Below are 26,498 nucleotides of genomic sequence, written 5' to 3'. Positions count from 1 at the left end.
GATCCCCTTTTCATTTCATCACCAGCCTTCCAAGCGGCAGAACCAGCAGATCCACCGGTCGTTGCTTCGCCCCCATCTCCATGGCCGCGCTGATCGCCTGGTTGTATCCAGGCGGAAACTTCTTCCACTCAAAGGCCGCCGGATCAAAATGCCCGGCCATCTTCCCGTCCAGAGATTGGAAAAACAATGAGATCCGTCCCAATCGGAAGATGTTGACCTGGATCTCCTTGCCGTCAATCTCGACCTCTTCACGGTACACCTCCACGGTGTTCCCGTACTCCGCCTCGACCGACAGGGCCTCCATCACCTTCCTGAACTTCTCACCGGCAGAGACCGTGGCGTCATCCAGGGTCCGTCTCAGGGTCTCAAGGCGTCTCTCCCGTTCATCCCGAAGAAACGGGACATCCCCCCTCACCAGGGTCTCCAGCCGGTCATAGGTCTCTTCAAGAAAGGGGATCATTTCATTGGAGATACGACCAATTTGTGCTATCTCCTCTTCCAGAACGTCAACCAAGGCTCGGCGGGCCGCCACGTCCCGTTTCAATGCGTTGTTTGCGGCCGTCAGCCGATCCTTTTCCACTTCCAGGGCTTCATGCTCCTCCTTGAGCTTGCGTCGCTCCTCGGCCCATCGATCCTCGGCCTTCTGGGTCGCCTGACGGAGCGCAATGGATTCATCCACCGGCTTTTCAACCTTCGCCGGAAGATCTTCCGAGAACCCCGGTCGCCCAATGAAAAGGCCTGAAAAACAGGCGATGGAAACAAGAATAAATGTAAACTTCGCCAACAGCTTTCCCTCCCTTGGTTCCTGACGCCCATATTGGAATTGAAAGTTCAGACCGCAGATCCAGGTCCGGGGAGGAGCAAACAACCTGTCCCCGTAAAGATATGTCTTGTTCCACATGCTGCTTACCTCCCCAAACAGATCAAACCGGCCCCACCCAATGCAGCCCATGCAGGACTGCATTCGATTCTCACATCGCATACGGTGCGGCCAGGCACTAAGGCCTTATTGTCGGAGCAGGTATACTGCATGGATTCACACTACAGATTAAAAATCACTCAAAAGTTCTCTCTGGGGGTGTAGTAAAGATCCGCATACACCCTGTGCGTCGCCTTGCAAGCCACCCATAAACCCGCCTCTTCATCGATGGCCCTCAGACATTTATAGGTCCGTCGCCTTGAAGGTCTTCCATGAGATTTTCCACCGACAGGCCGTCAACTCCGGGAGTGTCCTTGTTCGCCCTGACTCGGCGATAGGCCGCCACCATGTTCTCGCGTTCGACCACTACTTCCATAAAATGAGGAATCTTCGCCTGGGAATACTCCGTCTTTGCCATCACGTTTGACGCACCAAGGCCATGCTCTGGCGGATTCCGTCCGCTACCCTCCGGGCTGGCGGCGGCCATCCCAGACCGCCCTTCTGCCTTCTCCGTTTGTCATCGAAATTCCGGCTCCCATGCCGTAATTCATGCTCGGGCCTTCAGCCGGGTCGACCGGCCTAATATGCCCTCGGCTGACTTCCGCCGATCCATCCCAGCACCTTTCGATGCCGGTAGCACGTGGCAAATCGACGGATCTCCCCGGGTAATGCGCACCGACCTTCACGCTTATGCCCACCGCATATACGTCCATGCTTTCTGTATAGGTATCGGATTTTGAAGATATGTGCCTTCTCATCCAGCATGACCGCCTCATATACGGTTCCTGTTCGTCGGACCAGCGCTTTGCCAGCGGCTTCCTTCAGATCCCGTCTTACGACGGGCACCCTTGCCGTCCGGCTAACATTTCCCCCCGTCGGGCGTGCAGAGGACTTTCACCTCCAAGTCAGTGCGCCCTGCCGGGCGCACAAAAAAAATCCCCGGACCGAAATGAATCAATCCGGGGATTTCCCAATTTTATCCTCAGAACCGCTGAGCCACCTCTGTCCGCGAAGGTTTGCGCTCTCTCCGTTCGGGCAGGTCTTCTGACTCTCGGATCTCCCTACTTGCCGCGCCTTCCCGTCAGATGATCACTCACTTACTGAACATCCGACAGTGGCAACATGCGGCTTTCGTCTCCGATCACAGCGGCGGGTCCGCCCTCGACTTCCACGAGGTTCCCTATTAAGCCTAGTTAAAGGCACCTGAACGAATTTCCCTTTTGCGCGGGGATTTTACTGAGCGCAAAAACTAAAGTCAAGAAGAAAGATAACATCTTTTCGCAAAGCCAGACCCAAGACGACCTCGGCGGCCTTGATCAGCGACCCCGGAACAGGGCACACCAGATGGCACTTGGAAGCCTCTGCAGCCCGGAAGATGGGGCAGTGGGGCAAAGGAAAAACAGATTTCTCGACGATATCCATTCGAGGTGGAAGCCGTGAACCAGGTCCTGGCCCGTGATTTTGGCGTCTTGTGCAGCGCGACAGGCTCCGGCAAAACGACGATGGCCTTATACTGCATCACCCAGAGACGGCAACCGACCACGATCCCTTTTGTCGGTTGGCAGAATATGCTGCCCTCTGTGTCAATGTGGGTGAGACACGCCCCCCTTGAAAATTTAGTGTAGTGTCCATCCGGAAATGATTTCCCTATAGAACCCGGTTTCCAATCCGGAAACGAGGATTTTTGGCCAATATCAAGGAAATCAAGCGTTTGCGCGGAGGCGACCTGTGGGTCGCCGCACAAGCAAACGTGCAGATTGACGCCGAGATTGGCCAAAAAGACCATTTCCGGATGGAAACTGGCTATCAATTGAACGGAGGCCTCGGAGAGGCCGATCAGGGATGTCAAGGGCCTCGCAAATTTTTGGGTATGTGCCATAATGCCGGAATTGGCACGGATAAAGACAAGGAACGTAATGGGAATCAGGACAATTGAAACGGACTTAAGCCCGGTCAATGCCTCAAAAAGGGACTCAGGGTCTGTCTCAATGGGAGTCGTTCCTGATTCCCGTCGTGTGCAACCTCAACGAGGCAATGCCTTTTAAGCAATGATCTTCCGATAATAATACCGATAAGCGTTTGAAGTGCCCCGCATGCCACAAAACAACCTATATATAAAGAACCGACCGCCATCCCCAGGACAGGCAGGGCAATGGGACATGAAAAAAAGAGCGCAATGTAGATCATTACCGGAGCCCTGGCCACAAGGGATGCAACCACGACTGAATTATCGCTGACCATACCGTCCTTGCGGAACCGTACCAGGGTCATCACGGCCGCGGGAAGGTTGATGTGGCAGGCTGTAAAATAGATGGAGCAACAGAACGGAAACCTCGATAAAGAACAGAGGGGCCGCATCACAATGCTTAACTTTTGGAGACTAGGAATGCGATATGCCAGTGAGGCGAAATAAAGCCCCAGGAAAACCAAGGGAATAATTTCAGCCAACAGGCTGAATGAATCCTCGAATGTCATTTAACAACTCAGGCATCGATTATGCTCACTCGTTACAAACCCCTCAACATCCCATTTATTATCTCTTCTGCCAGCGTTAGCACACCGTTAAACCCCATGTAGGGTGCCGATGTCAGGGTGATATGCGTGATGGTCGGATAGGAGATGGTGATAAGATACGTGTCCTTTCTGCTGCAAATGGGCCGGTCCAGGTCAGAACCAAACACAAACTCCACATCCAATTTTCCCGCCAGGTCCTTAAACCGCTCCCATGAAGCATGAGAGAGGATTTTGGGGCAGACATGTTCAAGCCCGGTATTCCGTTGAGCCCGGGCGGGAGACGAGGTGATATGCACGACCCGTACATCCATGCCCAATTCTGTTGAAAGGAACCGTGCCAAACCTCTGGCTCGTGGAAGGTCCGCTGAAATGGCCGCCGGCAATCCATACAGAGAAGGAAGATAGAGATGTGCCGTCTTCAAGATGTCCAGGACTTTCCTCTCTTCCCTCTGGATCGTTCTCTCCATAAGTCTTGGATCAATGTCCATCTTCTCGCCGACAGAGCGGAGAAGATGCGTTATGCCCGCAAGGCCATAGGGATATTCCGCAAACACGACGCTGGGAATGCCCCACCTCTTTTCCATCCTTTCCGCCAGATCGCCGCCATACCCAAAAACGATATTCAAATCGCCATAAGGCGCCTTCTTGAGCTCATTCATGCTGATTGGGGGGAAAACTGAGTTAACGCGTATCCCAATCAGACCAAGTGCCCTTCCTATTTCTTTGGTATCCGCTGCGCCCCTTGCAATATCGCGCTGCATGCCGACCAGATTGACCTTCGGCCCGGATCCTCGCCCCACCCGATGGGGATCATCCATCCACTGAGACAATTCAGCCAGGCACGCATCATATCCCTCGCCCATTGTTCCCAGATACCCACCGCAATCCAGGGCGATAGAGTGGAAATCAAAGCCCACCGGGTCAATGACCCCCTGCCAGTCTTCCCCGATAATGGAGGGTACGCTCCCTGCCAGAAGGATCAGATACCGCCGTTTTCGGTCCTTAAAAATGATCTCAATAGTCTTTTTGAGGCTGTCCTCCCCCCCAAAGACCACACTCCGCTCCCGAAGGGCTGAAACCGTCCCGCTGGTCTTGATCGAAGACAACCTCTCCATATAGTTCACCCCCCAGTGACAGCCAACAGGGGCATGCACCAGCACCAGGGCGCCTCTTATCCCGCAGGCTGCCCGGAATGCGCCCAGCAGCTTATCCCCCTGAACAGGGTCGATAAAAGCGTTTCTTTCCCGCTTGTTACCCATAATCCCGGGCTCAATTTCCAACATTATGACCTCCCCGCCATACCTTCTTCATGATCTTCTCCCATCTGAATTCATCGCTCACATCCGATAGGAGGGTCGGATATCTGCCTGGATGGTATGAATATCGAAGATAGACAAGGTCCCTTTTCCATACTGGAACTCGCAAGCGGTCGGCGATGATCTTCCCGAGCCGAATGTTTTGAGAAAAGGATATACGAAAAGACGAATAGCCCATAGAGTGGGGATTCAAGGCCCTTATGCCATGGTTTTCATAGAGCATGCTCCGCGAGGTATCCGAAATGAGGACATCGGCCATCACGAGGTCCACCCCGCTTCCCTTTAACCGCTCGACCTCTTCTTCAATAGTCAAATCGGAATAGATCATCGGGTCGGATCGGATATCGTTCAGCCTGGCCCTGAATTCGGCCACAACCCTGTCAACGGTCCTTTTGGACATCCCCCACCGTCTCCACCACTCCGTGTTGATGCAAAGCACACGGATATCGAGGCCCAGTATTTCAAGGAGTCGTACAATCTCAGGGGAGGTATGAAGGGGAGTACAAATATAGGCAACTTTTTTTCCCTTGGTTTCTGTTCGAATCTCAGAAAACCTTGTTTCCAAGTCCTGTTCCATCTCCCTGACAACTGCCTCCCCCTGCTTTTCCAGGCCAAATCTTTGAGCAATATCGAGGTAAAAGCGTTTCGCGCCATTGACGCCGACATAGCGTGTCCCGAAAATATCAAAGATATAGTCCATTCCGAACTTTTCCTTAAGGAATCTGGCGCTGCGTTCACTCCGCCGCATAAAATTCAGCTTGGCCCGCGCCATTTTCTTCATCGCTTCCACCGAGCATCCGGGAAACACGGTATTGACTCTTATCCCTATCTTTTTCAATATCGTCGTTATCTCGTTCAGCTCTCCAGCCAAGTCTTCATAATAGTGAAATCGCCCATAGGTATCGATATTTATGGACTTCTCTAGCTTATGGTCGGGCTCTTCAACCAATTGCTCGATCAATGAATACAGGGTGTCAAGCCTGCCGCATTTTTCGATCCCCCATTTGGGTTTTTCATCAGGATTTTTCCAGATATTGATAAGATCGTCGGCATGTCTGTTGAAGTCATCCGTGCGCTCATCATCTCCAAAACCTGCGGAAGAGGGTGTATAGATCACATCGGCATCGACCCGCTCTCTTACGCTGTTCACGATATCGATGATATCGTCCCCAATGATAGCGGCAGGACACGAGACAATGACCCCGATCAACTCAGGTCGGTAGTATCGGTCCACGTCAATGATGGCCCTGGCCAGTTTTTCAGCCCCGCCGTAAATCACATCTCTTTCGTCCATATCCGTACATGGAAAGGGCGGGGGTTGGTCCAGGCCGAGAAGCTGCATCCGTATGGCGTCCGGGGGCACCAATTTGGGGAAAAAGGCGCACCCTAAAGGGCCATGCAGAAGGGGAACCGCCCCCCTGATCTCCGAAAGATAGCAATAGGCCCCAAACATCTTGCAGTCGAGGCTGAAACGGCAGGCATGGGAAAGGCGGGCCGTGCAAATCTCTTCACGGGTCCTCTTCATGATCCCTCCTCCGCGCCATCTTGCTCGATCTTCCAGAAGATCAGGGCATTCTTGCAATGGTAGCAATGGAAGAACCTCCCATCCTCTTCGGTGACCTTGTCGGATAGATACTCGCTGAGGGCATCTTCCTGTTCCTGGGTGAGTTCCTCCCTATTGAGGTAATTTTTCCATCTGTTAACGAGTTCCTGAACGTTTTTGATCGGTCGTTTCACCCTCGCCTCAAACATCTCGATATCCGGCTGTATTCCGACCTCCCTGAGCACCATATAAAGGAAGGAATAATCAGGATAGGGCGGGAGGGGCTTTTTGTGGAGGACAAGATAGAGCTTTTCATAGGATTGGTCCCTCATGTAGCCGGAACACCCGGTAAAGAGATATACAAAGCCCCTTGAAACGTCGTTCATCTTTAAAAAAGACCTGTGCAAATCACCGATATAATAGATGGAATGGGAGGCCAAAACCGCGTCGTAAGGCCTGCCGTCGTTCAGGCCAATGGCCTCGTCACACGTTATGTCCTCCCATCTTTTCATCACATAGACGATGTTATCCAGGCCCTCCTTCCCGGCCTTATCCTTCAGGACGTTCAGCATCCCTTCTGAGGGCTCGGCCACGACCACCCTTTTTACAGACCGTGCAAGGGGGACGGCAAAAACGCCCGTACCGCCTCCGATATCCAGAACACTCTCAGGTCCGGGTTCGATGATCTTGCCCAACAGGTCCGCCCGGTTGGAAAATTTAATCTCGCCGTTTTCATACTCATCTGCATAATTGTCCCAGGCCCTGTTGATGGAGCCATGTCTGACCACCATATCATCAGCCCAGGCGGTCCTTATACCCTTTTCCCACATCCTGGCCCAATCCGGCTTAAACATGTAGTTTGAAAAGGCATTCGTCTCCATTAGTCCTGTCTCCCTTCTGAATTAGTCCCTTAAATTCTCTGCAATGAATTTTCCCAATTCATCCATCTTGTCGTCGGGAAGAGGCCTTGGATGTTGATAATCCCTGTTCTCGATGATACTTTTGGCTAGGTCTTTGAATACTTGGGTTATGGTGGATTGGGGATTTTGCTGAATCACTGTCTTTTGCTCAAGTTCACATAATAGAATTTCATCACTTCTCGGGATGGTCTGAATCACGCGTGTCCCCGTCAATTGCGCAAACTCGTCAACGATGTCCCTATCTCCGCCTTTTCCCCGGGAATTGTGGATCAGACCGCCCAACAGGGATCCCCCGCGATCGGAAAATCTCTTGATTCCCTTCATGATATTGTTGGCCGCATAAAGGGGCATGAATTCACCGGAAGTCACAATATAGATGGCATCGGCAAATCCCTCCCTGATGGGAACGGAAAATCCACCACAGACAATGTCACCGAGCACGTCATAGAGGACTACGTCCCAATCCCGTTCAAATACCCCCAGTTTCTTGAGGGTTTCGATCATACTGATGATCCCTCGGCCGGCGCAGCCGACACCCGGCTCCGGGCCACCGGCCTCTACGCAGCCGATACGGCTGAAACCATAGTAGATAAAGTCCTCTTCCTTAAAATCCTGTGAATAGCCCTTCTCCCGAAGGGTCCCCAAGACCGTCGGGATCCTTTTTCCCATCAGATTGCGTGTGGAATCGGCCTTCGGGTCGCACCCGATCTGCAACACCTTAAGGCCCAGAGCCGAAAAGGCGGCGGACAGGTTTGACGATATGGTCGACTTACCGATCCCCCCCTTTCCGTAAATTGCCATCTCTATCCTTTTTTTGCCCTCAGCCTGTTGCCTGTCAGTGCTGCTCTGTTTACCACTCATAGTTAGTCTCCATCCGGAAATGATTTGTTCAGCACGACCCAGTTTCCAATCCGGAAATGAGGATTTTTCCCTCACACGCTTTTGCGTGCTCAGTCCCACCGCTTCGCGGCGGTTCCCGGTTTGCCAATATCTAGGAAATCAATCGGTTGCACGGAGGCGACCTGATGGTCGCCGCACAAGCAAACGTGCAGACTGACGCTGAGATTGGCAAAAAAGACCATTTCCGGATGGATACGAGTTACATTGTTTCTTATGCCCATTGAAAGGGCGATCCCGCTGGAGAGCTTGCACTTGATGCTGTAGAGATGCACACCACTGGCAAAATCACTCAACAAGACATTGCCCGGGTCATCGGGGGTGTACATCCCTATCCTGCTACTTCCTTCCTGGCCTTTTCCCGTATCCGTTTGGCCAGGTCAATCAGATCTCCGCCTTTTAAAGGAGATGGCGGAACCCTATCCGTATTCTCAAGGATTCTATCTGCCAGATCACGGAATCTTTGGGCGATATCCGAGTCAGGTTGGCGTTCTATCGTGGTCTGACCGTATATTTCGTTTTCTGTAATCATCATGTTTTTGGGGATGGAACCGATAACCCTCCCGCCCGTCTGCGCGGCAAACTCCTCTACCAGCCCAAAGTCATCGACAGCGCCTCGAACATTATAGATAAACCCACCCAGTGGCGTGCCCTGGCGCTCAGCATAACGGGCGATACCTTTGCAGATATTGTTGGCTGCGAAGATGGACAAATAATCGGCGGAGGTAACGATATACGCCTGGTCGGCCATTCCCTTCCGCAGGTTCATCCCGAAGCCTCCACAAACAATATCGCCCAAAATATCGTAGATGACCACCTCGGGCTGATAAGTCTTGAATACACCGATTCTCTTCAAAAGCTCCACAGCCAGAACAATACCGCGTCCGGCGCACCCCACGCCCGGTTCGGGTCCACCCGCTTCGGCGCACATGATACCCTTAAATCCGGGAAACACGACTTCTTCCATCTTCACGTCCTTCCCGTAGATGAATTCGTCCAATTCCAGTTGAGCCTCTTTCTTGTCCTTTAGGACATCAGAGATAGTAGGGATATCCAGATCCCCTCTCAAATTCCTGGTACAGTCGGATTTCGGGTCACAGCCCACCATCAGCACCTTAAGCCCTTTTTCCACCATGGCGGCCGCCACGTTTGAGGATATGGTGGATTTTCCAATGCCTCCCTTCCCGAAAAAAGCTATTTGACGTATTTCGTTCATATCAATCTCCTTGGTTTTCTACCCCTGGCCGATAATTGCATTAATTATCGTCTGAGTAACGTTTGCAATCCCTTTGAATCCCATATAAGGAATATCGGCTACGGATACGGCATCCAGAATTGGATAGGATGTTCGTATGAGAGGAATCCCGAGTTCCCGGCAAATGCATTTTTGCATGGTTGAACCAAAGATGGCATGGACATTCTTTGACTTGATTGCCTCTTCCATGTGGAATTCATCACGTGAAACCAATATCTCCTCAAATTTCTCTTCAAGGCTTGTTTGGTCCCGGTCCTTCATTTCTGTGTTGGACAGGCTCTTCCGCTCAGATGTCAAGCAAAGCTGCCTTACATCCATCCCCAGTTCATCGCTCAGAAAAAGTGCCAGATAAATACTTCTTTCCCCGTCTCCGACGACGGCAACGGGGAGTCCGTAAATGCCCTGAAGGTACGTGTAGACCCTGCGCAGATTTTCTGTCAGCCGCTCTTTCTCCCATGACAAGACGTCCTGATCCAGCTTCTTCCCCAACGCCTCGGTTATCTTTCTAAGGAATTCCGTACTCAAATTCCATCCAAAAGGATAAGGGACAGTTATATACGGGATGCCGAAACGCTCGTTCATGAGGCGGGCACAATTGAGACCTTCTCCGGACATGATTACATTCAATGACGCCGACGGCGCACGCCTCACTTCGTCAAAGGTGCACGAGGTAATGACTGCATTTACCGTTACCCCCTGATTGACAAGCATCCTTTTGATTTCTTCCATTTCGGCCACTGCGTGGGGATCATCGGACTTGAAGCCAATGATGTTTATGCTGTCGTTCACCGGTTGAAATGCCTCCATATACTGAACCAATCGCGACAGGACTTCTTCGTAGCCCCTGTTCGCATTCCCCTCATAACCTGCGCAGGAAAAACTGCACAATCGACAAGGGATATCCTCTTTCAGCCGTTCCAGTGCCCCATCCACGTCATCTCCCATAAGGGTCGGGAAACTGGCAACCAGAACGGCGATCAGCTCCGGTTTGAATTCCTTGTATGCCGATCGGATGGACAACGACAGCTTCCTGAACCCTCCCACAGAGACGTCCTGGGATCGCATGCCGCTTCCAAGGACCCTGACATAGTCATGAGAACCGTTCAGGACATGAAAGAGCAAGGTGTCCGCATGACAACAGCTCTTCCCATGTACAATGGCAACTGCATCCCTTATCCCTGTTATACCTCTCATCACCCCCAATATTTTTGAATCGGGAAATGGCTCAAGTATTGTTTCAACCATATATGCACCCTCCATCTGCTCCTTCCGTAACCGCTCTCCAGACGTTCTCCAGCTTAACCCAGTTCGGCAGCAAGCTGGATTCATAGGGATCATATTCCAGCATGGAAAGAAGTGGTCTTTTTTTGGCGTTTCTTGCAAGTGCCATTTTCAGGTCGCGGGCAAGATCTATGGGGCACTCAAAACCAGTGCGCAGCGAATTCATATAGAAATCCATAGAGTCAAAGGCGCATATCCCCTGCTGGTGGTAGCGAAACATGTCCGCAGTAGCGGCAATAACGATCTGCGTGCCGGTTTCCTTTATCGCCTTTATCTCTTCTTCATGTGACGGGTTTACAATTATGGCGGGAGTCGGTCCATACGCCTTTGCCGCTTCCAGATCCATCTGGATCATCTGTCTTATTGCCGTCCGGGCCATGCCGTGATTTTCAAAACCATAGGTCTTATAGATCAGCAGCGACGCCTCCATCCCCATATCTTTGACCAACATCATCCCCATGCCGAAAAAAAGCCCCCCCACCACGGCGACCTTTATCGCCTGAAGTCCGGCCTTTTCTTCTTCAAGTTTCTCCCTTGCCCTACGTTTTCGCCTTTCCACCACCTCAACGGCCTTTTCCTTCTTACCCATGAGGTCGGCTATCTCCAGAAGGATGCGCGCACTGTTTTCCATGCCATTGGGATTGATCTCATCGGGATCCGTGGGATAGGCCAGAGAAGAGGTGGCATAGTAAGGCACGCCAAAGCGCTCCTTCATCCGATCCAGCCACGGCAAGGGGAGATCCGTAATGTTTAGAGCGGCTCGAGGGAGGTCGAAAATGTCTTCAAGAGATGTGTCGCCAAAGAAAATCTTATTCACTCCTATATCCATTTCTCCCAGAATTTCCACCATTTCAGTGAGTTTGCCGCTCGCACTGTGAATGGGAAAGGCGATGAGATTCACGGCGTCCTCCATGGGGTGAATCTCCATTCCTTCCGGCAGAAGCTGGTCAAGCAGAGAACAGAGGACATCGTGGTAACCGATGGGCCGTCCTTTAATCAACTCTCCTGTGGAATAAACAACCCTGCAACCGACATCCTTTTCCACCATCTGTACGGCCGCGGCCATGTCGTCGCCGATCATATCGCTGGGGCAGGTGGGGATGACCACAATAAGGGCCGGATGCCATCTCTCATCCGTCTCCCGTATGGCTTTCGCCAATTTCGCTTCAGCGCCATAGATCAGATCCAATTCATCCAGATTGGTGCATGGCGACCGGGGGCACAGGGAGTAAACGCCGAAAGAATTCAGTTTTCTCAAGGCGGCGCATCCCAAAGGGCCGTGGATCAGGGGTATTGCATCGGATATGGCATTTACCGCCATCAAGGCCCCGGCGTTTTTAGCCGGCTGGCACGCCATGGCATGAACGATCATACTTACAGACCTGTATGCCCTTTCAAGGGACCTTGGCTGTAACTTTCGTTCTTTTTGGTACACGTTCTTTCTCCTATTTCTCTTCAAGTCTGATAAAATGTTTCAGTTCATATTCTGGAAAAAGCTCAGGATGAGGGAGCGCCGCCACATCTTCGACGATCTCCCCCATCCGGTCCATGGACTGATGGAACCAGGGCTGAAAGGCGAAGATTTCTCCTGAGGTCATGGGCCCAATATCGGATAGCAGTGGGTATCGCTTACGCATCGTGGCTTTTGAGGTAATCCCGTGTCCAGGTCCTATGCAGATAATGAGGATATCCGCATCACTGCTCGAGTACAAAGCGACCCTTCTTACGGGTAACTCGATCCTCGGGAAATCTCCACTGCCCGGCAATGGCCTTTGTCCGCGGGGGATTCGTAAAAATCTTCTCTGCGCTCCATCCGTGACCTCTTTGAAGCCGTCCGCAAAATAGCGCCACCCGGATTCACGGGGTGCTTGGATAGGGCCAACCCCTGCTCTGTCACGTCCCCATGCCGGCCCGACCACCAGAAAAATGATCATCGCCCCAAAAACAATCCATCCCCTCATGCCCCCGACGATGCGCCCACTCCTGCTCTTAAACCTGGATATCATGGGCTTGTTTCAAAAAGGTGAGGGGGCCCTCTTGGTACTGATCCCCCTGGTACGGTTCGTTGGAGCGCGCATCCTTTTGTGTTTCACGGGTCATCTTTCTCCCGACATACAAGAAATATTTCTCATGTCCCGCGCCCATCAATCTCCCCAGCAAAGTTGACGTCTTACGCTGAATATCCTGATCATGGTACACAGGGATACAGCCCCTTTGATTGAGGCAGTTCTCAATCATGTTAAGATTGACGAGCGGGTTGCCCCTTGTCTCTGCCATCAAGGCCTTCCATATATCCCGGGTATCGCCTTTGTTGAAAAAAGCCCGTGTGATAATCCTGTACACGGCATAAAGAAGCTTGCTCGTTAACGGTACCTTGCCGGGATCATACTTTTTTTGCCGGTCGACTTCGGCCACGACCACGCGGCCGCCCCGCTTGACCACCCTAGCCATTTCCGCAAGGCCGGTTGCAGGGTCTTTCAGCGGCCAGATGGCGAATTTGCAGTATACCGCGTCAAAATAGTTGTCCTCAAAGGGAAGGGCATGGGTGTCAGCAAAGGTCAAGGCTATGGTCACGCCAGCCTCTGCAGCCCTCTTCGCGGCAAGATCCAGCATGCCCAAGGAATGATCGCACCCGTAAATCTCGAACCTTCGGGCCAGGGGAACCGCAAGAAACCCGGCTCCACAACCCACGTCCAAAACCCTGCGGCAACCATCCAAGGCCCTTTCGAACATCTCCACCCAGATATCCGCCCGGCTCCACACCCGCTTAAAGGGGCTCTTGGGGTCGTATTCAAACACAAGCTGATCCCAATGATTCATTACCACCTCCTGGTATGCGAAAGGCATTGCCACGATACTGCTAACACAGCGATGACGTATGAAAACAGCATCTTTCATTTCCTCTATCCATAAGGGGCCCCGGCCTGTTTCCGGGTGAAAAAGCCTTTCCAGGTCATTTTGAAGCACAGGCCGATGCAATTGTTCCATCGTCGACTCCCGGTATACCGCAGGCATCTGCGCGGCACTGTTTACACATCTCAAATTGCTCGATATGTTTCGCACACGACTGCCGGGCCAGGATAAGCTCCCCACATGTAGGTGGACGCCCCCCGGCAAACCGTCCCAGAGGAATCAGGGGTATGATGTTCATAATGTTCGCCCCCAACTTGGCATAACACTTCGCAATTTCCTCCATATGGTCTCCATTCACGTGGGGGACATATACCGTGTTGATCTTCACCACCATCCCCCTTGAGACAACCTCCCTGACACCCTCTTGCTGTCGATCGATCAAGATCCTGGCAGCTTCCTCACCGAAATGGCTTTTTCCATTGAGCCTCACATACTCATATACCTTGGCGCCGACGTGACAATCGACCGCATTGACTGTAACGGTTACTGTGTTGACCCCTAACTTCTCCAATAAGAAGGCTTTTTCACACAGGGCCAATCCATTTGTTGACAAGCATTTCATGAGATTGGGGAAACTACATGACACAATCTCAAGGGCCTCAAAGGTTTCATCATTGGCAAGGGGATCGCCCGGGCCTGCCACGGCCGCGACCCGGATCTCAGGCCATATTTCAAGCGCAGCACTGACCCTTTTGAGCACACTGGAAGGCGAGATAATCTCCTCAGCTACGCCGGGACGGTCTTCATCTTTATTCAATGCCCGTTCACAGTATCCGCATTTGATATTGCACTTGGGCGCCACTGGCAGATGGATCCGTCCATATTTGAAATGGGCCTGATTGCTGAAGCAGGGGTGCTGTTCCTTTATTATCTCAATATTCTTTTCGACCATATTCCGTCACATGACATTCTTCTGAGCCTGAGAGGATCTTCAAATTCCTCAAGGCAGAATTGATTTTCAAGCCAGGCATTTCCGCAACGATAGGATATTGTTCCATTTCGACCACCTCCCTCTAAGCCTCTCTCACCACCAAAAGGGATACCCCAACCAATATGGAAATTGATAAGGATAGAAGGGATACTCGTGATACACCCTTATCGTCTCAGGCCTCAACGCCCACAGGTGAACCGTCTTTGCCTTGAGAAAGGGATAGGTATATTCGGTTTCGCCTAAGGGATGTATCTCTAATCCTTGAATCTCTCCCATCACAGTCACTTCCCGTTTAGGGCGATAAATGATCCCATCCAGATAACCCGGGCTGAGCGTTAGGAATCTCCCCTGGGAGATATCCACCGTTTTCGGCCTGTTACTGCTGTCCAAGGGCAATTGCAATATCTCGATCAGGGTGCCTTCCTTTTTGTTAATGCAGCGCACGATCTCTCCGCCCCAAAGAACTGTTTTACCTCTACACGCTTCATAGTTCTGAACCACCTGGCTTAGGGAAATGTGCCTGTCCGCGCCCTCATCATCTCTCAGGTCTTGTGGCTTCAGGCTGGTTATGCAGCCTGAAGCCACCACAAAGGACAGGAAAAATAGAACCGCAGAAATCATTTTCGGCATGATATGCGTCCTCCCTCTTTTTGGTGAGACCTTGATATCCCTCGTATCAGTGCAAAATCCAAAACGTCTCTTGCCCGCTTTCATATCTCGCGCCGCTTCAACGGTAGGACTCGATAAATTCTGATAATACCTGATTAAATTTCTCCGGCTCCTCCAGAAAGGGACAGCGCCCGCTAAGCTGAAAGCTGGTAAACGTCGAACCCTTGATTCGTTTATGCATGTATTCCCCAGTGGGGTCGTTTTGACCCAGGTTGTACCACGCGCCTCGAACAATGAGCGTTGGAATATCTATTTTAAGAAGGAGACTGCGGTAATCGCCACAAAGGAGATCCAGGACGAGTAGCGAACGTACATAGGCAGGCACCTTTTCGTAGTCGACCTTTAACTGGTCAAGCAAGGAAGGATCAGCTTTTTGACGGAACATCTTCTCTACAAACGCTTCCCCTTCGTTTTCTGATTCCTGAAACGACATGGTGTATTTACGAACCAGCTCCAACCGTTTTCCATAGTCCATACAGCCGATGGGATAATCATCCGTCTTCCAGCTGTAGGGGCCGATATCCACAATACAAATCCCCTTCAGGTGTTCGTCTCCGTATTCCCGCATATATTCAAAGACAATGCTGCCCCCCATGGACCAACCAATCATGAAAAGATCGTCCAGGTTCAGCTCCTCGATGGTATCGTGAATGTCTTTGGCCAGGTATGCCAAGGTGTAGCCGAAATCAGGCTTCTCTGATCTCCCGTGTCCCCGCAAATCCACGGCGACGGTGTAATACCTGGAGGAAAGGTTCTCCATCTGTTTCGCCCAATATTGGGAGGAACAGAACCAGCCATGGATGAAGAGGAGAGTTGGATCCCTTTTTCGCCAGCGGCCTCGTAATAGATGCGGACGCCATCACGCAGGGCGATCCTGTCCCTTTCTTCCGCTGGATAACCTCCCCTTGTGAACACAAACACAACAAGGAGCAGGAGCATCAATGACAGGCCCTTCTGGAGCCCTCTTGTCCCAAATCCCGTTTTCATAATTGTCACCTCATCCAATGTCCAGCAACAGGTCATGGGCTCATGATGGACGTTGCCGCATCTTTTGGATCTATCCCATGTTCAGAGATTGCTCCGGATAAAAGGCCGGAGCAATCGGCAGCGACTCTCAGATCAGAACTCGAACGAAAGCCCTGCCACGTACGTCCTGTCCGGAGCAGGGTAGTATAGGTCATCCCCTGCGTACCCATCGTACTCTGTGTTAAAAATATTGTTGATTCCCACAAAGCATTCCACCCATTTATAGCTCAATTCAAGTTTAGTATTGGACACCTCGTAGCCTGGATACCTCTGGGTATTTTCCATATCCTGGTAATAGGAGGACGTTACCCTGATATCGAAGTGCCAGTTCAATGCCACATGCCCACTGTTGAAAAACAAATAATCGAGCATGGTGGTGAGGGTGTGGTTGGGGGTCCTTACGATCTCCTTCCCCTCCAGGTTCATGGACTTTGTCTTTCCCTCCTTTACCTCGGTGTCGAGGTAGGCATATGAAACCCGATAGCTCAGGCGGTCAAAAAAACTCCCGCCGATCGTCATCTCAGCACCCTGATGGATGGTCTTTCCATAATTCCTGGCTCCTGCGTATTTCCCATCAATATAATAGTAGTTTATCTCGTCCTTCACCTGGGTATAGAACAGATTTGCGTCCAAGAAAAACCACTCGTTGAAATCATGCCGATACCCCAGTTCGTAATCGGTGTAATGCTCCGGCTGGATCTCATAGTCGTATTCCTGACTGTAGGCCACCGTTGAAATGTAATCGTACAGGGTGCCGGGCCGATAGGCGTTTGCATAACTGAAGTAAACACTGTTCTCGTCAGTGAATCGCCAGCTCAAACCCATCTTGGGGTTCAGCTTGTAAAAATATGGGCTCTCGTCAAATGATTTATCCCAATAATCGAAATCATAGCGGATAAGGTCGTACCGAAGCCCCAATGTCAGAGTAAGGGGATCCAAGACATTGAATTCATCCTGAACAAAGATTCCGTATAGATCCCGGTTGAAATCCCCTGAGGATTTGTTCATGGTGTTAATGTTCGATGAAGAATTGACGAGATAGGCTCGTTTACTCTTCAGATTGTCCCAATCTGCATCGAACCCGATAATGAAGGTGTTTCCCCTACCAAAAAGGGGCGTCTTGATGCCGAACTGGCTCTTCAACCCCACAACCCCTTCATCAACATGTTCGTTATATTTGTATCGGTCAGGATCGCCGGTGCCGGTGTTCGTCTTATTATAGAAATATTTCTTGGCCATGTCTTTGTAGTACAAAGAGGCCTTTGTCAGGTAGGTTTCCGTATCCCGATCATAGCTGAGGCCAGTAATTACCTGTGTGATATTCTGCTCATTGAGGTAGGGCGACTGCCTCCTGTTTTCCTCTTCTTGCTCTTTGGTCAGCCCCACCGCATACTTACGTTCAAAATCATCCACCGAAACCAGCAAACCCAGATTGGAGAAGTCATCCAGAGAATAACCGGCATTTCCCAGGAAATTGGTCCCCCCGTATTCGGAACCATACCTATATCCGTCGTATTGTCTCCTGTTTATGGATGCAGAGTAGTCGAACCTGCCGGTCGCCCCCCCCGCTGAAGCGCTGCATCTCACATCCCCGTATGATCCAACCATCCCAGATGCCTTGTACCCCGGTTTTTCTTCGCCCTTTTTCGTAATGATATTGATCACACCCCTGGCTGCATCGCCCCCGTACAGGGAGGACACAGGGCCTTTGACGATCTCGATCCGCTCAACGCTGCCGGGCAGAATACCTTCCAACTCTGCATACCCATACTTGTCCATCTGGATCGGTATGCCATCAATCATCATATATGCGCCGCCACTCGATCCTGTCCTGGTACCCCGAATCGAGAGCTGGGGTGAGGAACCTGTATCGGTAATAAAAAAGCCGGAAAGTTGCTGAAAGACATCAGTGATCTTCATGGGATTGATCTTTTCAATGTCTTCCTTTGTTATGATCTCAACACTGGCCGGAACGTTCAGGATGTCTTCCTCCGTCCTGGTCGCCGTCACGACCAAGTCCTCTATCTTGAGGGCCTTTTCCCCCTTTTCGGCAGCGTCGTCGCCTTTCTTTTCTGTATTTTCGCCCATCCGTCCCGGAGCAGATTCCTCGGCCTTGCCTGTAACCGGATACGCCAGGAAGGTCATCAACACCATCACTATCGGCACTGTCCATAAAAAGTATCGCATTCTCTCCTCCTTCGATCTCAAAGGATCTGTACCATCTTGACCAAGGCTACCTCGCCAATTCACGGTTTACATTCAGGAAACCCTGGGGTAGCATAAAAATGCCGGTGACGTGGTCTGCCTCAGGCAGACCGGGGCCTCCGGGTTCCATATGCACTACCGGCGGGCAGGGTGGTTCGGACTTTGGCGGGTCGGCCACCCTGCCGCTACCTTATTCTTTTTTTCGGCTCGTTTTTTTGTTACCCCTCCTTCCTGGCGGTTAAGGTGGCTTCCGATTCCAATTGCCGCAATATCTTCGAAGCGTCATCCTTCTGGCGTGGTGGATGCCTGGCCGCATTTTCAAAAACCCTGAATGTGCTCTGCAGATCCTTTGCGCTCCGGTCTGCACATCCTGCCATGAGCCAAGCCCTCCCGGCATTTCCCTTTCGATGAACAACGGTTTCAAAAGCGCACGGCCTCCGGGTACCTCTCCAGCTCACAGTGGAGTTCTCGTTCGAGCAGCGATAATCGGCCATTGTCCCTTTTTTCCAAAAAGGCCTTTTCCACCCATTCAAGGGCCTTTTCAGACCAGTCGAATCGGATATACCCCTGGGGGATCCGGTATGCCATGTCCGGTTACAATCTTTCTCGTGCAAGCTTCTCTTATGACCGGACCGTCCGAACCGTGACCTCCAGGCCCATGCTCAAATCTACGACAATCCTTCCCTCCTGGTCCGTAAGGGGTTCCAGAAACCCCCTTGATGGTGAGCGTAACCAAAACGTTCATTCAAAAACCTCTTAAAAATCACCGGCCCCTTTTGATATCCCTTGCGGTCACGAAACAGATTGCACCGTAATAAAGCACCACAGGATCCTTAACAGCTTTCCTTCCCTTGATTCCTGCCGCCTTTATTAAAATTGGAAGTTCAGACCGCAGAGCCAGGTCCGGGGCGGGGCCAGCAACCCGTCCCCGTAAAGATACCTCTTGTTCCACATGTTGCTTACCTCCCCAAACAGATCAAACCGACCCCATCCAAACGCAGCCCATGCAGGACTGTATTCTATTCTCAGATCGCATATGGCGCGGTCCGGCACTGAGGCCATGTTGTCGGAGCGAGTGTACTGCATGGATTCATAGTCCAAGTTAAAGATCGCTGAAAGGTCATCTCTGGGCGTATAGCAAAGATCCGCATACACCCTATGCCTTGGCTTGCAGGCCACCCACAAACCCGTGTCCTCATCGATGGCCCTCAGGCATGTATAGGTCGCCTTAAAAGACAATTCCTTTAAGAGTCTCCAGCTGATTAGAAAATCCGCCCCGCTGCATGTCACTTTTCCGAAATTATCATACTGGCCAACCCCGCCATCTCCCAGTACATAGGTGATCCGGTCAACAACAGAGTTGTAAAACAGAGAAACACCCAAAGAGATGCCGGAAAAGACGTCTACGGAAGATGAAAGGCTGAAGTTGTCCGCTGTTTCCATGCCCAGGTCGGGATTCGGTTCTTTGGTACTGTTCTTATCATAGCGCTGGTAAAAGGAAGGAGTATTACAGACCCGATTGTATGCAAAAGAAAGAGTCCAAGCCATTTTCTTATATGTAATTTTCATTTCCGGGTTGAAGGTGTTGTCGAAATCCGAATAGAGGCTGCCCCGCAATCCAAAAGAAAAGGTGAATGGCAGAGGTTTGATGGAAAAGGTATCCGCCACAAAAATAGAGGCGGAATACTCTCTTCGGGAATCGAACTGGGTGCTTTCCGCCTCTCCCCAGCGAAGTGCCGCTCCATAGTTAAGGGATCCCCAGCCCCCCATATCGAGGGAGCTGTAAAGATCCTCACCGAGATTTCTAACGGTCATGGAATTGTCGATTTGTTTGTCAGGGTCTCTGTTTTGGATGTCTCCTTCGTTATAAAAGGCCTCACTCCGGATACCCTTTGCCTTAGCCGACAGGGCGCACGAAAGCATGTCGCTCTCTTTTCTGGAATGGGGCGTGGGATACTCCGGTCTTCCGCTCAGGCCATATTTGTCTTTCAAATAATCCGCAGAAAAGGCCATCGTCACATCTTCTTTAGGTAGGTATTCGATCTTGCCGCCGACCCGCTTCTTTTCCCGGTCATTGTTTATGTTATAGCCATCGGTGTTATCATATCCCACGGAAGTACTGACACCGAAGGTCCCCGTGAGGGACCGGCCGTTGGCACTGTAGCTCGATGTGCCGAAATTCCCCCAGTACGACTTCATATTTCCATGGAAGGCCCCGATCTTCTTTGTGGTGATCAGGATCACGCCGGCGCTGGCGTCATCCCCATATTTCAAGGCCCCTTCTCCTCGATAGATTGCAATCTTTTCCACATTCTCCAGGGAGACCAGGTCGAACTTGACCGCATTATAGCTGGAGGTGGGATCGTTGATGGGACGACCGTCCAATAGAACCTTCACCTTGTAGGAGCCCCGTATGGAAACGGAATTGTCCCCGGCATTTAACCCCGAGACCTGATTAAGAACCCCGGCAATCTTCTGAACGTTCATTTTCCTTATTTCATCTGCTGTGATAACGATTACGTCCGTGACATCAGATGCGAACACGGGTATGCCCCAACTAAAAAAGAGGGTCCCCCAAAAGCCCGCAACCATCACTAGCAGCCGGAAGGACGCACGGCCCTGTCCACTATTCTCTAACCTATCCAATTCATCCTTCTTCCATGGGTCCAGTCAAACCGCGGCCAACGGGCCTATCTTCATTTTGGGTCTTCGAAGAAAGATCTGAGTTTCCAATCCGGAAATGGTCTTTTTGGCCAATCTCGGCGTCAATCTGCACGTTTGCTTGTGCGGCGACCACCAGGTCGCCTCCGCGCAAACGCTTGATTTCCTTGATATTGGCAAAAAATCCTCATTTCCGGATTGGAAACTGGGTTCTATAGGGAAATCATTTCCGGATGGATACGAGTTAAGCCCTTCCAAACCTCTGGCAGAGGATTTTATTTACAGTTCAAGAATTCCGTCCAGCGATCCCCGCCAGCATTGATTGACCTCCCTCGCAATAGATCAGGTTTTCGTACGCCTTGCCATAAGGCTTCAAGTCAGCTCTCCTGCTGCGCAGGGTATAGACTTGCTTCCCCTGCTCAACGGCATAAAGCAACAGATCCACATTTCGCCTGTTCAATGACGCCACCGAAAAACCGGCGTCGACAACGAGATCGCTTTCAGCGATGCAATGGATTGCCTCGAAATAGGCCTTGTCCCCCACATCCTTGAATGGCTCTTCACCAATGACTGTTGCGCCCATGGCTCGGGCGATGTGCCAATCGATATCATTTTCATGGATCACCCCTGTGATAAGGCTATAGTCGTTTCTTGAAAGAAGGCGGTAGAGGGCCGTGCCGGTCCCGGCCCCTGCCACCACAAAAGCCGTCTTCCCGTCCCCCGTATTGATCAATTCAATGGTTCCCAGCTGTGGATCGAAGCGCGCACAGTCAAGATCGTACAAATGAGTGACCATATCCTGGTTGAGAATCTCCTCTGGCGCCCCACAGGCAATGATCCCGCCGTCTTTTACCAAAATGACCGTTTCGGAGACCTTGGAGGCCAGGTCCACGTCATGAAGGGATACGATTACCGTAATACCCTTTACCTTGGAAAACCGGCGCAGGATGGCGATCAATTCGATTCTGTGTCTCAGATCGAGGTGGAGGGTCGGTTCGTCGAGTACAATGACCTGCGGCTCCTGGGCCAGGGCCCTCGCAAGGATAACCTTTTGCCTTTCTCCATCGCTCAGCTCGCTAAAATATCTGTCTGAGATATTTTCGGCATTGACTAAACGCAGGGCCTCTTCCGTCTTGCGTTTGTCTTCTTCGGACAGCCTGCCCATAAACCCTGTGTGGGGATGCCTGCCCATGGCAGTAAACTGAAATGCCGTGATCAGACCTGGGGAAAGCCTCTCTGTCAGGACCACTGCCAGGCTTTTCGCTAATTCCACGGGCCTGAGATCGCTTAACACCCGATCATTGAGATATATTGCACCCTTCAAGGGGGATAAGAGCCTGGCCAGGGTCCTTAAGATGGTTGTCTTACCCGATCCGTTGGGCCCTAAGAGGCAAACGAAGTGTCCTTTGAGAATCTCATGATTGATGTGAGCCACAACAGTCCTTTGTCCGTAGCCCACCGCCAGATCTATGGTCTCCATTACCTTGCTTCCCTGTTTCAGGGCAGCGTTCTGCGTCGATTGCTTGTCCAGGCTTTTCATATGGCAGTCTTCTTTCTGAGTAAGAGACCGATTACAACGGGCGCGCCAAAGATGGCCGTGATGGCGCTGATTGGCAATTCCACCGGAGAAAACAGGAGCCTGGCAATGAGATCGCACAGGCTGGTGACAGCGGCACCCAGAAGCGCCGCGCCAGGGATCAGAATCTTGTTGTCCGAGGTGCCGAATGTCAGTCTGGCCATATGGGGAACGGCGAGACCGATAAAGGCGACAGGCCCTGCAAATGCGGTGACCATCCCGGCCAAGGCACTTGAAAATGTTACGATCAGCAACCGAAAAAGCGTGATGTTGACACCCATGCTCTTCGCATAGTCCTCTCCTAATAAAAGGGCGTTGAGGGGCTTGCAAAGGAGATAGGCCCCGAACAGCAACCCCCCCCCCATTACGCTAACGAGATAGACTTCATTCCAACAAATCCCGGAAAAGCTGCCCATCTGCCAGAGCACAAATCCCTTGAGCTTCTTTTCTTCGGCAAAGGCGATCAGGACACTTGTGATGGCATGACAAAGGTACCCCGTCATGAGCCCTATGACCAGCAAGGTGACGACACTCCTTATCCTGCCTGCCACCGTCAGGATAATCAGCATCACAGCCAATGCCCCGGCAAAGGCCGCCACGCTTATGAAAAGCGGATGGATGCTCAGAATCCCCAAACTCAAACCACCCAGCATGACCAGCCCCACCATGAGGGCAGCCCCGGATGAGACGCCCAAGATATAGGGGCCCACAATAGGATTGCGGAAGAAGACCTGGAGCAAAAGACCGGCCGCTGCCAGATAGGCCCCGCACAATGCGCCGGCCAGGGCCCGAGGCAGACGTATCTCCCATATGATGGCACCATAGGTCGAATCAGAAACGTTCTGACAAATGATCTTGCAGACTTCAACAAACGGAATGCTTTCCGTGCCGACGCCGATGTTCACAAGAAGGGAGACTGCCAGAAGGACCAAGAACAGGATGAACAAACCGGCATATCTTGCTATATTCATGCTATATATACCTCACGCCCTTAGAAGAACGCTATGTAGATGGGTCTGGAAATGACCGTACTGCGCTTTCACACCCTTTCACTTCCGGGGAAGCTCAAAAAAATAATGAGGATCCGTTTTTTCCGGGAACAATCCGGGATGAAAAATCGCTGCGAGTTCTTCGATAATGCCTGCCACATCCGCGGTCTGATACAATTTGTAGCCTGTAAAAAAAATCCTTCCCTCGTTCATAGGCTTGATTTCCACTGCCTCAAGCAACCTGTTCGCTTGGCGAAGCCTTTCCTTGGATGTGATCCCGCTCTCCGGTCCACGGTATGTGATGAACATTTCAGCCCATTTTGTCCTTGCAAAGAATTTCTCCAGGGTAACCTGCATGCAGCTTGCGCCTTCAAGATCACGAAACAGATAATCGCCCCCCGCCTTTTCCACCAACTGCCCAGCCCATGAGTTCCCGGGCTCGACCAATACCTTCCTTTCGTAGATATCCCCCCAGACAAGCTTCGGCCTTGTCATCGCATTCTCCAATCTGACCGATATTTCATTAATTTTTTTGAACTGTACATCTACAAAAGACGCTGCCCGCTTCTCTTCAACGTAAAACACCGAAAGAAATTCAATGAATTTTATGTGCGCGTCCAGGTCCTTGGCGATCCTGGTTGAGGTCAATACGCATGGGATGGAGAGTTCTTCGAGCTTTGGGATAACGCCTTCATCCCAGGTAAAAACCACGTCCGGCTGGATGGCCCTCAATCTCTCGAAATCGATCGACTTGTACTCCCCGAGATAGGATATGCTGCCGTCTTTAATCCCCTCTCTTATCTCAGGGATGTGCCATCTCTCCTCAGAGGCGATAACACCTCTAACGCTGTCCAGCCGTCCCAGCTCTTTGATCAGCGCAGCATCGTATCCAGAATACACAACGACCTTTTGCACAGGGATTCTTATGGCTTTTCCCTCTTTGTCTGTGTTCTTGGCGGTGTCAGTACGCGGCACCAGCAGCACTTTTCTCCCGATGCCGTCCGTGATTTCCTTGGAGCCGTTCTCGAGAGACTTGATGGAAAACTCGCCGTACTGCTCGAAATCTGTACTGCACCCCCCGAATAAAAGCACAAAAAGGTAAGAGACCATCAGTAGATGAGGCATGCCAGGCCGTCTGTTTATCGTCTTGGATCGTTGCGACCCCTCGTAATGCTTAACAGGCATGCCGTAGAACACCTGCCCGCCGTTGATACGGGACTGAATGACAGAGATGAGGTAGAGTACAAGCCCCAATCCAAACATAACTCCCCCCGCAATCATCAACCTGATGCCCGGGTCTCTTCTGAGCGTCATATTGATATAGGGCGGCCTCTTGTTCCCTTCGCTTTTTGGGGAAAAATCTTGAATGAATAGGCCCCACCCCTTATACATCATAGGGTGGTTCATGGAGATTCTCTTTTCATGATCCTCATGCCGGTCGTAGATGGAAAGAGTCCCAGAAACGGTTTTTGCCTCTCCTTCCATGCCCAAGAACTCACGATCTCCCTTGAAGAAATCTATCCTCAAATCCTTCAGAACAACAACTATGTCAGATCCCGGAACAATCATACTTCCTCCTACGTCCAGTATATGCCCATGCGAATTGACCCCAAGCGTATGGCTTGCAAGCTGCCCCAAAAGGAGAAAGAGAAAGCCGAGATGAATAACTGATGGAGATAGCTTTAAAGCAAGTTTCAAAAAACCATTCCCATAGAATCTTTTGATAACGGAAATCACCTTGTTTATGCTGCACACCGATGTGGTTATTCCAAGAGATAACAACAAATACAAACAGACAAAGAACCACCAAGTGGCTTTGAGATTGTTCAGTCCATATGTGACAACCCATTCTTGAATCGTTATGCTGTCAAGCACTGCAAATATCTTCGGATTGTCTCTCATGATGAAAGAGCCTACCAAAATATCCGCAACAATAAGATATATCAGACAGACTGAAAGAGAAGGCCTTCCCAAAAAGGTCCAAATCGCCCTAAAAGAGATCATACAATCCGCCATTAAATACTCTCGGAATATGCATTGCGCCAATCTGAGGCAAGTAGTCCAAGCTTAATATCATTACTGCGCCTCCCACAAGTATCCAGATCTTTTTGTTTTGATCCCATCCTTTAAAAAGGTGAAGATGCAAAAAACCGGCATAGTAGAGCCAGACTGCAATTGAATGAAAATAGTAGTGATTCCACGAAACCGTGTCAGATCTTCCCGCATAGCTCCATAACATGCCAAACATGCCCGATACTGACATGAAGGCAAACCCCCAGATAATCATCTGATACGGAATACCATCTCTTCTCTTCCTCACAAGAGAGCAAACGGCAAGATAGGCCCCGGTTATCAGACAGCCATGGCCAACAAAGGCAAAAAGATGAAACAAATGTGCGTGGATGCTCTTTGACTGCATGGTAAAGGGCGGGTAGTACCCTTCTGAAAAAAAGACAGCGACAAGCGAGAAGAGTGCGATGAGCGGTAGGAGGGATAGGCCGTCTTTTGCTGTTCCTGAAATGATGAGGACAACGGAAACGGCGGCTACGCATATGGGGAGGAAGAACGGTTCCTCGAACATGTTGCAGTACGGCCATACAATGACTCTGCCGGATATCTCAGAGACTGCATTGATCAAAATGCCTGCTGTGAAAAACCAGATGGCAGGCTTCTCCCTTGCCAAAAGGTGAAAGACCGTACCTACCAGGTAAAAGCCGGCCGCGATATAGAAACTCTTTAGCGGAAATGTCAAGGAAATCACGCTCTGCCCTTTCTCCGGTATCCTCAAGAATTGGCCTAATTGCCGCTCTGCCAATCTTTTCCCGACGCAGAATGCCCCCTTCGCGGCCGAACTCCAAATCGAGCAGGAGGCGTAGTTGCCCT

General features: G+C 51.1%; 26 protein-coding genes and 1 riboswitch. Of the genes, 2 read left to right on the top strand and 24 right to left on the bottom strand.

All coding sequences use genetic code 11. From position 1 onward, the window contains the following. Positions 1 to 10: 10 nt before the first annotated feature. The 3 genes from ACZ500_RS01780 to ACZ500_RS01770 form a co-directional block, all read right to left on the bottom strand. On the bottom strand, positions 11 to 784 hold the full coding sequence (locus tag ACZ500_RS01780) for a DUF3450 domain-containing protein (protein WP_464230817.1): 774 nt from the start codon (positions 782 to 784) through the stop codon (positions 11 to 13). 370 nt (positions 785 to 1,154) lie between these two features. Continuing rightward, complete coding sequence (locus ACZ500_RS01775; protein WP_464230816.1) at positions 1,155 to 1,406, bottom strand: hypothetical protein; 252 nt, start codon at positions 1,404 to 1,406, stop codon at positions 1,155 to 1,157. A gap of 530 nt (positions 1,407 to 1,936) precedes the next feature. Next, positions 1,937 to 2,141: riboswitch (cobalamin riboswitch) on the bottom strand. Between the two features lie 11 nt (positions 2,142 to 2,152). Then, positions 2,153 to 2,341 (bottom strand): DUF6951 family protein, encoded by a 189-nt coding sequence (locus tag ACZ500_RS01770; RefSeq protein ID WP_464230815.1) that lies wholly within the window; start codon positions 2,339 to 2,341, stop codon positions 2,153 to 2,155. A 262-nt stretch (positions 2,342 to 2,603) separates the two neighbouring features. Here ACZ500_RS01770 and ACZ500_RS01765 point away from each other — a divergent pair, with 262 nt between their 5' ends. Continuing rightward, on the top strand, positions 2,604 to 2,855 hold the full coding sequence (locus tag ACZ500_RS01765) for a hypothetical protein (protein ID WP_464230814.1): 252 nt from the start codon (positions 2,604 to 2,606) through the stop codon (positions 2,853 to 2,855). A 571-nt stretch (positions 2,856 to 3,426) separates the two neighbouring features. On the opposite strand, the gene ACZ500_RS01760 is transcribed toward ACZ500_RS01765, so the two are convergent. The 17 genes from ACZ500_RS01760 to ACZ500_RS01680 form a co-directional block, all read right to left on the bottom strand. Further along, complete coding sequence (locus ACZ500_RS01760; protein WP_464232978.1) at positions 3,427 to 4,692, bottom strand: nitrogenase component 1; 1,266 nt, start codon at positions 4,690 to 4,692, stop codon at positions 3,427 to 3,429. A 10-nt stretch (positions 4,693 to 4,702) separates the two neighbouring features. Then, positions 4,703 to 6,202, bottom strand: coding sequence for a nitrogenase component 1 (locus ACZ500_RS01755; protein WP_464232977.1), 1,500 nt, complete (start codon positions 6,200 to 6,202; stop codon positions 4,703 to 4,705). A gap of 68 nt (positions 6,203 to 6,270) precedes the next feature. Then, positions 6,271 to 7,173, bottom strand: a complete 903-nt coding sequence (locus tag ACZ500_RS01750) for a class I SAM-dependent methyltransferase (RefSeq protein WP_464230813.1) — start codon at positions 7,171 to 7,173, stop codon at positions 6,271 to 6,273. 21 nt (positions 7,174 to 7,194) lie between these two features. Further along, positions 7,195 to 8,073: a nucleotide-binding protein gene (locus ACZ500_RS01745; RefSeq protein WP_464230812.1), complete on the bottom strand. Its 879-nt coding sequence runs from the start codon at positions 8,071 to 8,073 to the stop codon at positions 7,195 to 7,197. 89 nt (positions 8,074 to 8,162) lie between these two features. Beyond that, complete coding sequence (locus ACZ500_RS01740) at positions 8,163 to 8,294, bottom strand: hypothetical protein (protein WP_464230811.1); 132 nt, start codon at positions 8,292 to 8,294, stop codon at positions 8,163 to 8,165. A gap of 146 nt (positions 8,295 to 8,440) precedes the next feature. Continuing rightward, positions 8,441 to 9,325 (bottom strand): nucleotide-binding protein, encoded by an 885-nt coding sequence (locus ACZ500_RS01735; protein ID WP_464230810.1) that lies wholly within the window; start codon positions 9,323 to 9,325, stop codon positions 8,441 to 8,443. An 18-nt stretch (positions 9,326 to 9,343) separates the two neighbouring features. Beyond that, positions 9,344 to 10,609: a nitrogenase component 1 gene (locus ACZ500_RS01730; RefSeq protein WP_464230809.1), complete on the bottom strand. Its 1,266-nt coding sequence runs from the start codon at positions 10,607 to 10,609 to the stop codon at positions 9,344 to 9,346. Beyond that, positions 10,602 to 12,017 carry a nitrogenase component 1 gene (locus tag ACZ500_RS01725; RefSeq protein WP_464230808.1) on the bottom strand — a complete coding sequence of 472 codons (1,416 nt, stop codon included), beginning with the start codon at positions 12,015 to 12,017 and terminating at the stop codon, positions 10,602 to 10,604. The genes ACZ500_RS01730 and ACZ500_RS01725 overlap by 8 nt, the downstream gene beginning before the upstream one ends. A gap of 73 nt (positions 12,018 to 12,090) precedes the next feature. Beyond that, positions 12,091 to 12,243, bottom strand: a complete 153-nt coding sequence (locus ACZ500_RS01720; protein ID WP_464230807.1) for a hypothetical protein — start codon at positions 12,241 to 12,243, stop codon at positions 12,091 to 12,093. A 391-nt stretch (positions 12,244 to 12,634) separates the two neighbouring features. Continuing rightward, positions 12,635 to 13,378: a class I SAM-dependent methyltransferase gene (locus ACZ500_RS01715; protein ID WP_464232976.1), complete on the bottom strand. Its 744-nt coding sequence runs from the start codon at positions 13,376 to 13,378 to the stop codon at positions 12,635 to 12,637. Positions 13,379 to 13,598: 220 nt separating this feature from the next. After that, on the bottom strand, positions 13,599 to 14,450 hold the full coding sequence (locus ACZ500_RS01710; protein WP_464230806.1) for a radical SAM protein: 852 nt from the start codon (positions 14,448 to 14,450) through the stop codon (positions 13,599 to 13,601). Next, positions 14,431 to 14,556: a hypothetical protein gene (locus ACZ500_RS01705; RefSeq protein WP_464230805.1), complete on the bottom strand. Its 126-nt coding sequence runs from the start codon at positions 14,554 to 14,556 to the stop codon at positions 14,431 to 14,433. Before ACZ500_RS01705 ends, ACZ500_RS01710 begins: the two co-directional genes overlap by 20 nt. 26 nt (positions 14,557 to 14,582) lie before the next feature. Beyond that, complete coding sequence (locus ACZ500_RS01700) at positions 14,583 to 15,119, bottom strand: Slp family lipoprotein (protein WP_464230804.1); 537 nt, start codon at positions 15,117 to 15,119, stop codon at positions 14,583 to 14,585. 97 nt (positions 15,120 to 15,216) lie between these two features. Then, complete coding sequence (locus ACZ500_RS01695; RefSeq protein ID WP_464230803.1) at positions 15,217 to 15,918, bottom strand: alpha/beta fold hydrolase; 702 nt, start codon at positions 15,916 to 15,918, stop codon at positions 15,217 to 15,219. A gap of 359 nt (positions 15,919 to 16,277) precedes the next feature. Next, entirely contained in the window at positions 16,278 to 18,371 is a 2,094-nt protein-coding gene (locus tag ACZ500_RS01690; protein WP_464230802.1) for a TonB-dependent receptor, read from the bottom strand. A 438-nt stretch (positions 18,372 to 18,809) separates the two neighbouring features. After that, positions 18,810 to 18,977, bottom strand: coding sequence for a hypothetical protein (locus tag ACZ500_RS01685; RefSeq protein WP_464230801.1), 168 nt, complete (start codon positions 18,975 to 18,977; stop codon positions 18,810 to 18,812). A gap of 282 nt (positions 18,978 to 19,259) precedes the next feature. Continuing rightward, positions 19,260 to 21,035 carry a TonB-dependent receptor plug domain-containing protein gene (locus ACZ500_RS01680; protein WP_464230800.1) on the bottom strand — a complete coding sequence of 592 codons (1,776 nt, stop codon included), beginning with the start codon at positions 21,033 to 21,035 and terminating at the stop codon, positions 19,260 to 19,262. Positions 21,036 to 21,129: 94 nt separating this feature from the next. Here ACZ500_RS01680 and ACZ500_RS01675 point away from each other — a divergent pair, with 94 nt between their 5' ends. Further along, positions 21,130 to 21,372: a hypothetical protein gene (locus ACZ500_RS01675; RefSeq protein ID WP_464230799.1), complete on the top strand. Its 243-nt coding sequence runs from the start codon at positions 21,130 to 21,132 to the stop codon at positions 21,370 to 21,372. Here ACZ500_RS01675 and ACZ500_RS01670 read toward each other — a convergent pair. From ACZ500_RS01670 to ACZ500_RS01655, 4 genes are all read right to left on the bottom strand, one after another. After that, on the bottom strand, positions 21,337 to 22,530 hold the full coding sequence (locus tag ACZ500_RS01670; protein ID WP_464230798.1) for an ABC transporter ATP-binding protein: 1,194 nt from the start codon (positions 22,528 to 22,530) through the stop codon (positions 21,337 to 21,339). The two genes, ACZ500_RS01675 and ACZ500_RS01670, sit on opposite strands and share 36 nt — an antisense overlap. Before the next feature lie 56 nt (positions 22,531 to 22,586). Continuing rightward, the gene (locus ACZ500_RS01665) at positions 22,587 to 23,597 is read right to left on the bottom strand and encodes a FecCD family ABC transporter permease (protein ID WP_464230797.1); all 1,011 of its coding nucleotides are present in this window, start codon (positions 23,595 to 23,597) and stop codon (positions 22,587 to 22,589) included. A gap of 78 nt (positions 23,598 to 23,675) precedes the next feature. Next, the gene (locus ACZ500_RS01660; RefSeq protein WP_464230796.1) at positions 23,676 to 25,619 is read right to left on the bottom strand and encodes an ABC transporter substrate-binding protein; all 1,944 of its coding nucleotides are present in this window, start codon (positions 25,617 to 25,619) and stop codon (positions 23,676 to 23,678) included. Next, complete coding sequence (locus ACZ500_RS01655; RefSeq protein WP_464230795.1) at positions 25,606 to 26,430, bottom strand: hypothetical protein; 825 nt, start codon at positions 26,428 to 26,430, stop codon at positions 25,606 to 25,608. Before ACZ500_RS01655 ends, ACZ500_RS01660 begins: the two co-directional genes overlap by 14 nt. Positions 26,431 to 26,498: the final 68 nt, after the last annotated feature.

The organism is Desulfatiglans parachlorophenolica, assembly GCF_055394735.1.
The sequence above is the reverse complement of the archived record's forward strand: the minus strand, read 5'-3'. Positions and strand labels throughout refer to the sequence as shown.

Excerpts from the sequence above, each read along its gene's own strand:
- ACZ500_RS01775 (WP_464230816.1), bottom strand. The coding sequence starts at position 1,406 with ATGGCCGCCGCCAGCCCGGAGGGTAGCGGACGGAATCCGCCAGAGCAT.
- ACZ500_RS01770 (WP_464230815.1), bottom strand. The coding sequence starts at position 2,341 with ATGGATATCGTCGAGAAATCTGTTTTTCCTTTGCCCCACTGCCCCATC.
- ACZ500_RS01760 (WP_464232978.1), bottom strand. The coding sequence starts at position 4,692 with ATGGGTAACAAGCGGGAAAGAAACGCTTTTATCGACCCTGTTCAGGGG.
- ACZ500_RS01755 (WP_464232977.1), bottom strand. The coding sequence starts at position 6,202 with ATGTTTGGGGCCTATTGCTATCTTTCGGAGATCAGGGGGGCGGTTCCC.
- ACZ500_RS01750 (WP_464230813.1), bottom strand. The coding sequence starts at position 7,173 with ATGGAGACGAATGCCTTTTCAAACTACATGTTTAAGCCGGATTGGGCC.
- ACZ500_RS01745 (WP_464230812.1), bottom strand. The coding sequence starts at position 8,073 with ATGAGTGGTAAACAGAGCAGCACTGACAGGCAACAGGCTGAGGGCAAA.
- ACZ500_RS01740 (WP_464230811.1), bottom strand. The coding sequence starts at position 8,294 with ATGGTCTTTTTTGCCAATCTCAGCGTCAGTCTGCACGTTTGCTTGTGC.
- ACZ500_RS01735 (WP_464230810.1), bottom strand. The coding sequence starts at position 9,325 with ATGAACGAAATACGTCAAATAGCTTTTTTCGGGAAGGGAGGCATTGGA.
- ACZ500_RS01730 (WP_464230809.1), bottom strand. The coding sequence starts at position 10,609 with ATGGTTGAAACAATACTTGAGCCATTTCCCGATTCAAAAATATTGGGG.
- ACZ500_RS01725 (WP_464230808.1), bottom strand. The coding sequence starts at position 12,017 with ATGATCGTTCATGCCATGGCGTGCCAGCCGGCTAAAAACGCCGGGGCC.
- ACZ500_RS01720 (WP_464230807.1), bottom strand. The coding sequence starts at position 12,243 with ATGACCTCAGGAGAAATCTTCGCCTTTCAGCCCTGGTTCCATCAGTCC.
- ACZ500_RS01715 (WP_464232976.1), bottom strand. The coding sequence starts at position 13,378 with ATGTTCGAAAGGGCCTTGGATGGTTGCCGCAGGGTTTTGGACGTGGGT.
- ACZ500_RS01710 (WP_464230806.1), bottom strand. The coding sequence starts at position 14,450 with ATGGTCGAAAAGAATATTGAGATAATAAAGGAACAGCACCCCTGCTTC.
- ACZ500_RS01705 (WP_464230805.1), bottom strand. The coding sequence starts at position 14,556 with ATGGAACAATATCCTATCGTTGCGGAAATGCCTGGCTTGAAAATCAAT.
- ACZ500_RS01700 (WP_464230804.1), bottom strand. The coding sequence starts at position 15,119 with ATGCCGAAAATGATTTCTGCGGTTCTATTTTTCCTGTCCTTTGTGGTG.
- ACZ500_RS01695 (WP_464230803.1), bottom strand. The coding sequence starts at position 15,918 with ATGGAGAACCTTTCCTCCAGGTATTACACCGTCGCCGTGGATTTGCGG.
- ACZ500_RS01690 (WP_464230802.1), bottom strand. The coding sequence starts at position 18,371 with ATGCGATACTTTTTATGGACAGTGCCGATAGTGATGGTGTTGATGACC.
- ACZ500_RS01685 (WP_464230801.1), bottom strand. The coding sequence starts at position 18,977 with ATGGCATACCGGATCCCCCAGGGGTATATCCGATTCGACTGGTCTGAA.
- ACZ500_RS01675 (WP_464230799.1), top strand. The coding sequence starts at position 21,130 with ATGGTCTTTTTGGCCAATCTCGGCGTCAATCTGCACGTTTGCTTGTGC.
- ACZ500_RS01670 (WP_464230798.1), bottom strand. The coding sequence starts at position 22,530 with ATGGAGACCATAGATCTGGCGGTGGGCTACGGACAAAGGACTGTTGTG.
- ACZ500_RS01665 (WP_464230797.1), bottom strand. The coding sequence starts at position 23,597 with ATGAATATAGCAAGATATGCCGGTTTGTTCATCCTGTTCTTGGTCCTT.
- ACZ500_RS01660 (WP_464230796.1), bottom strand. The coding sequence starts at position 25,619 with ATGATCTCTTTTAGGGCGATTTGGACCTTTTTGGGAAGGCCTTCTCTT.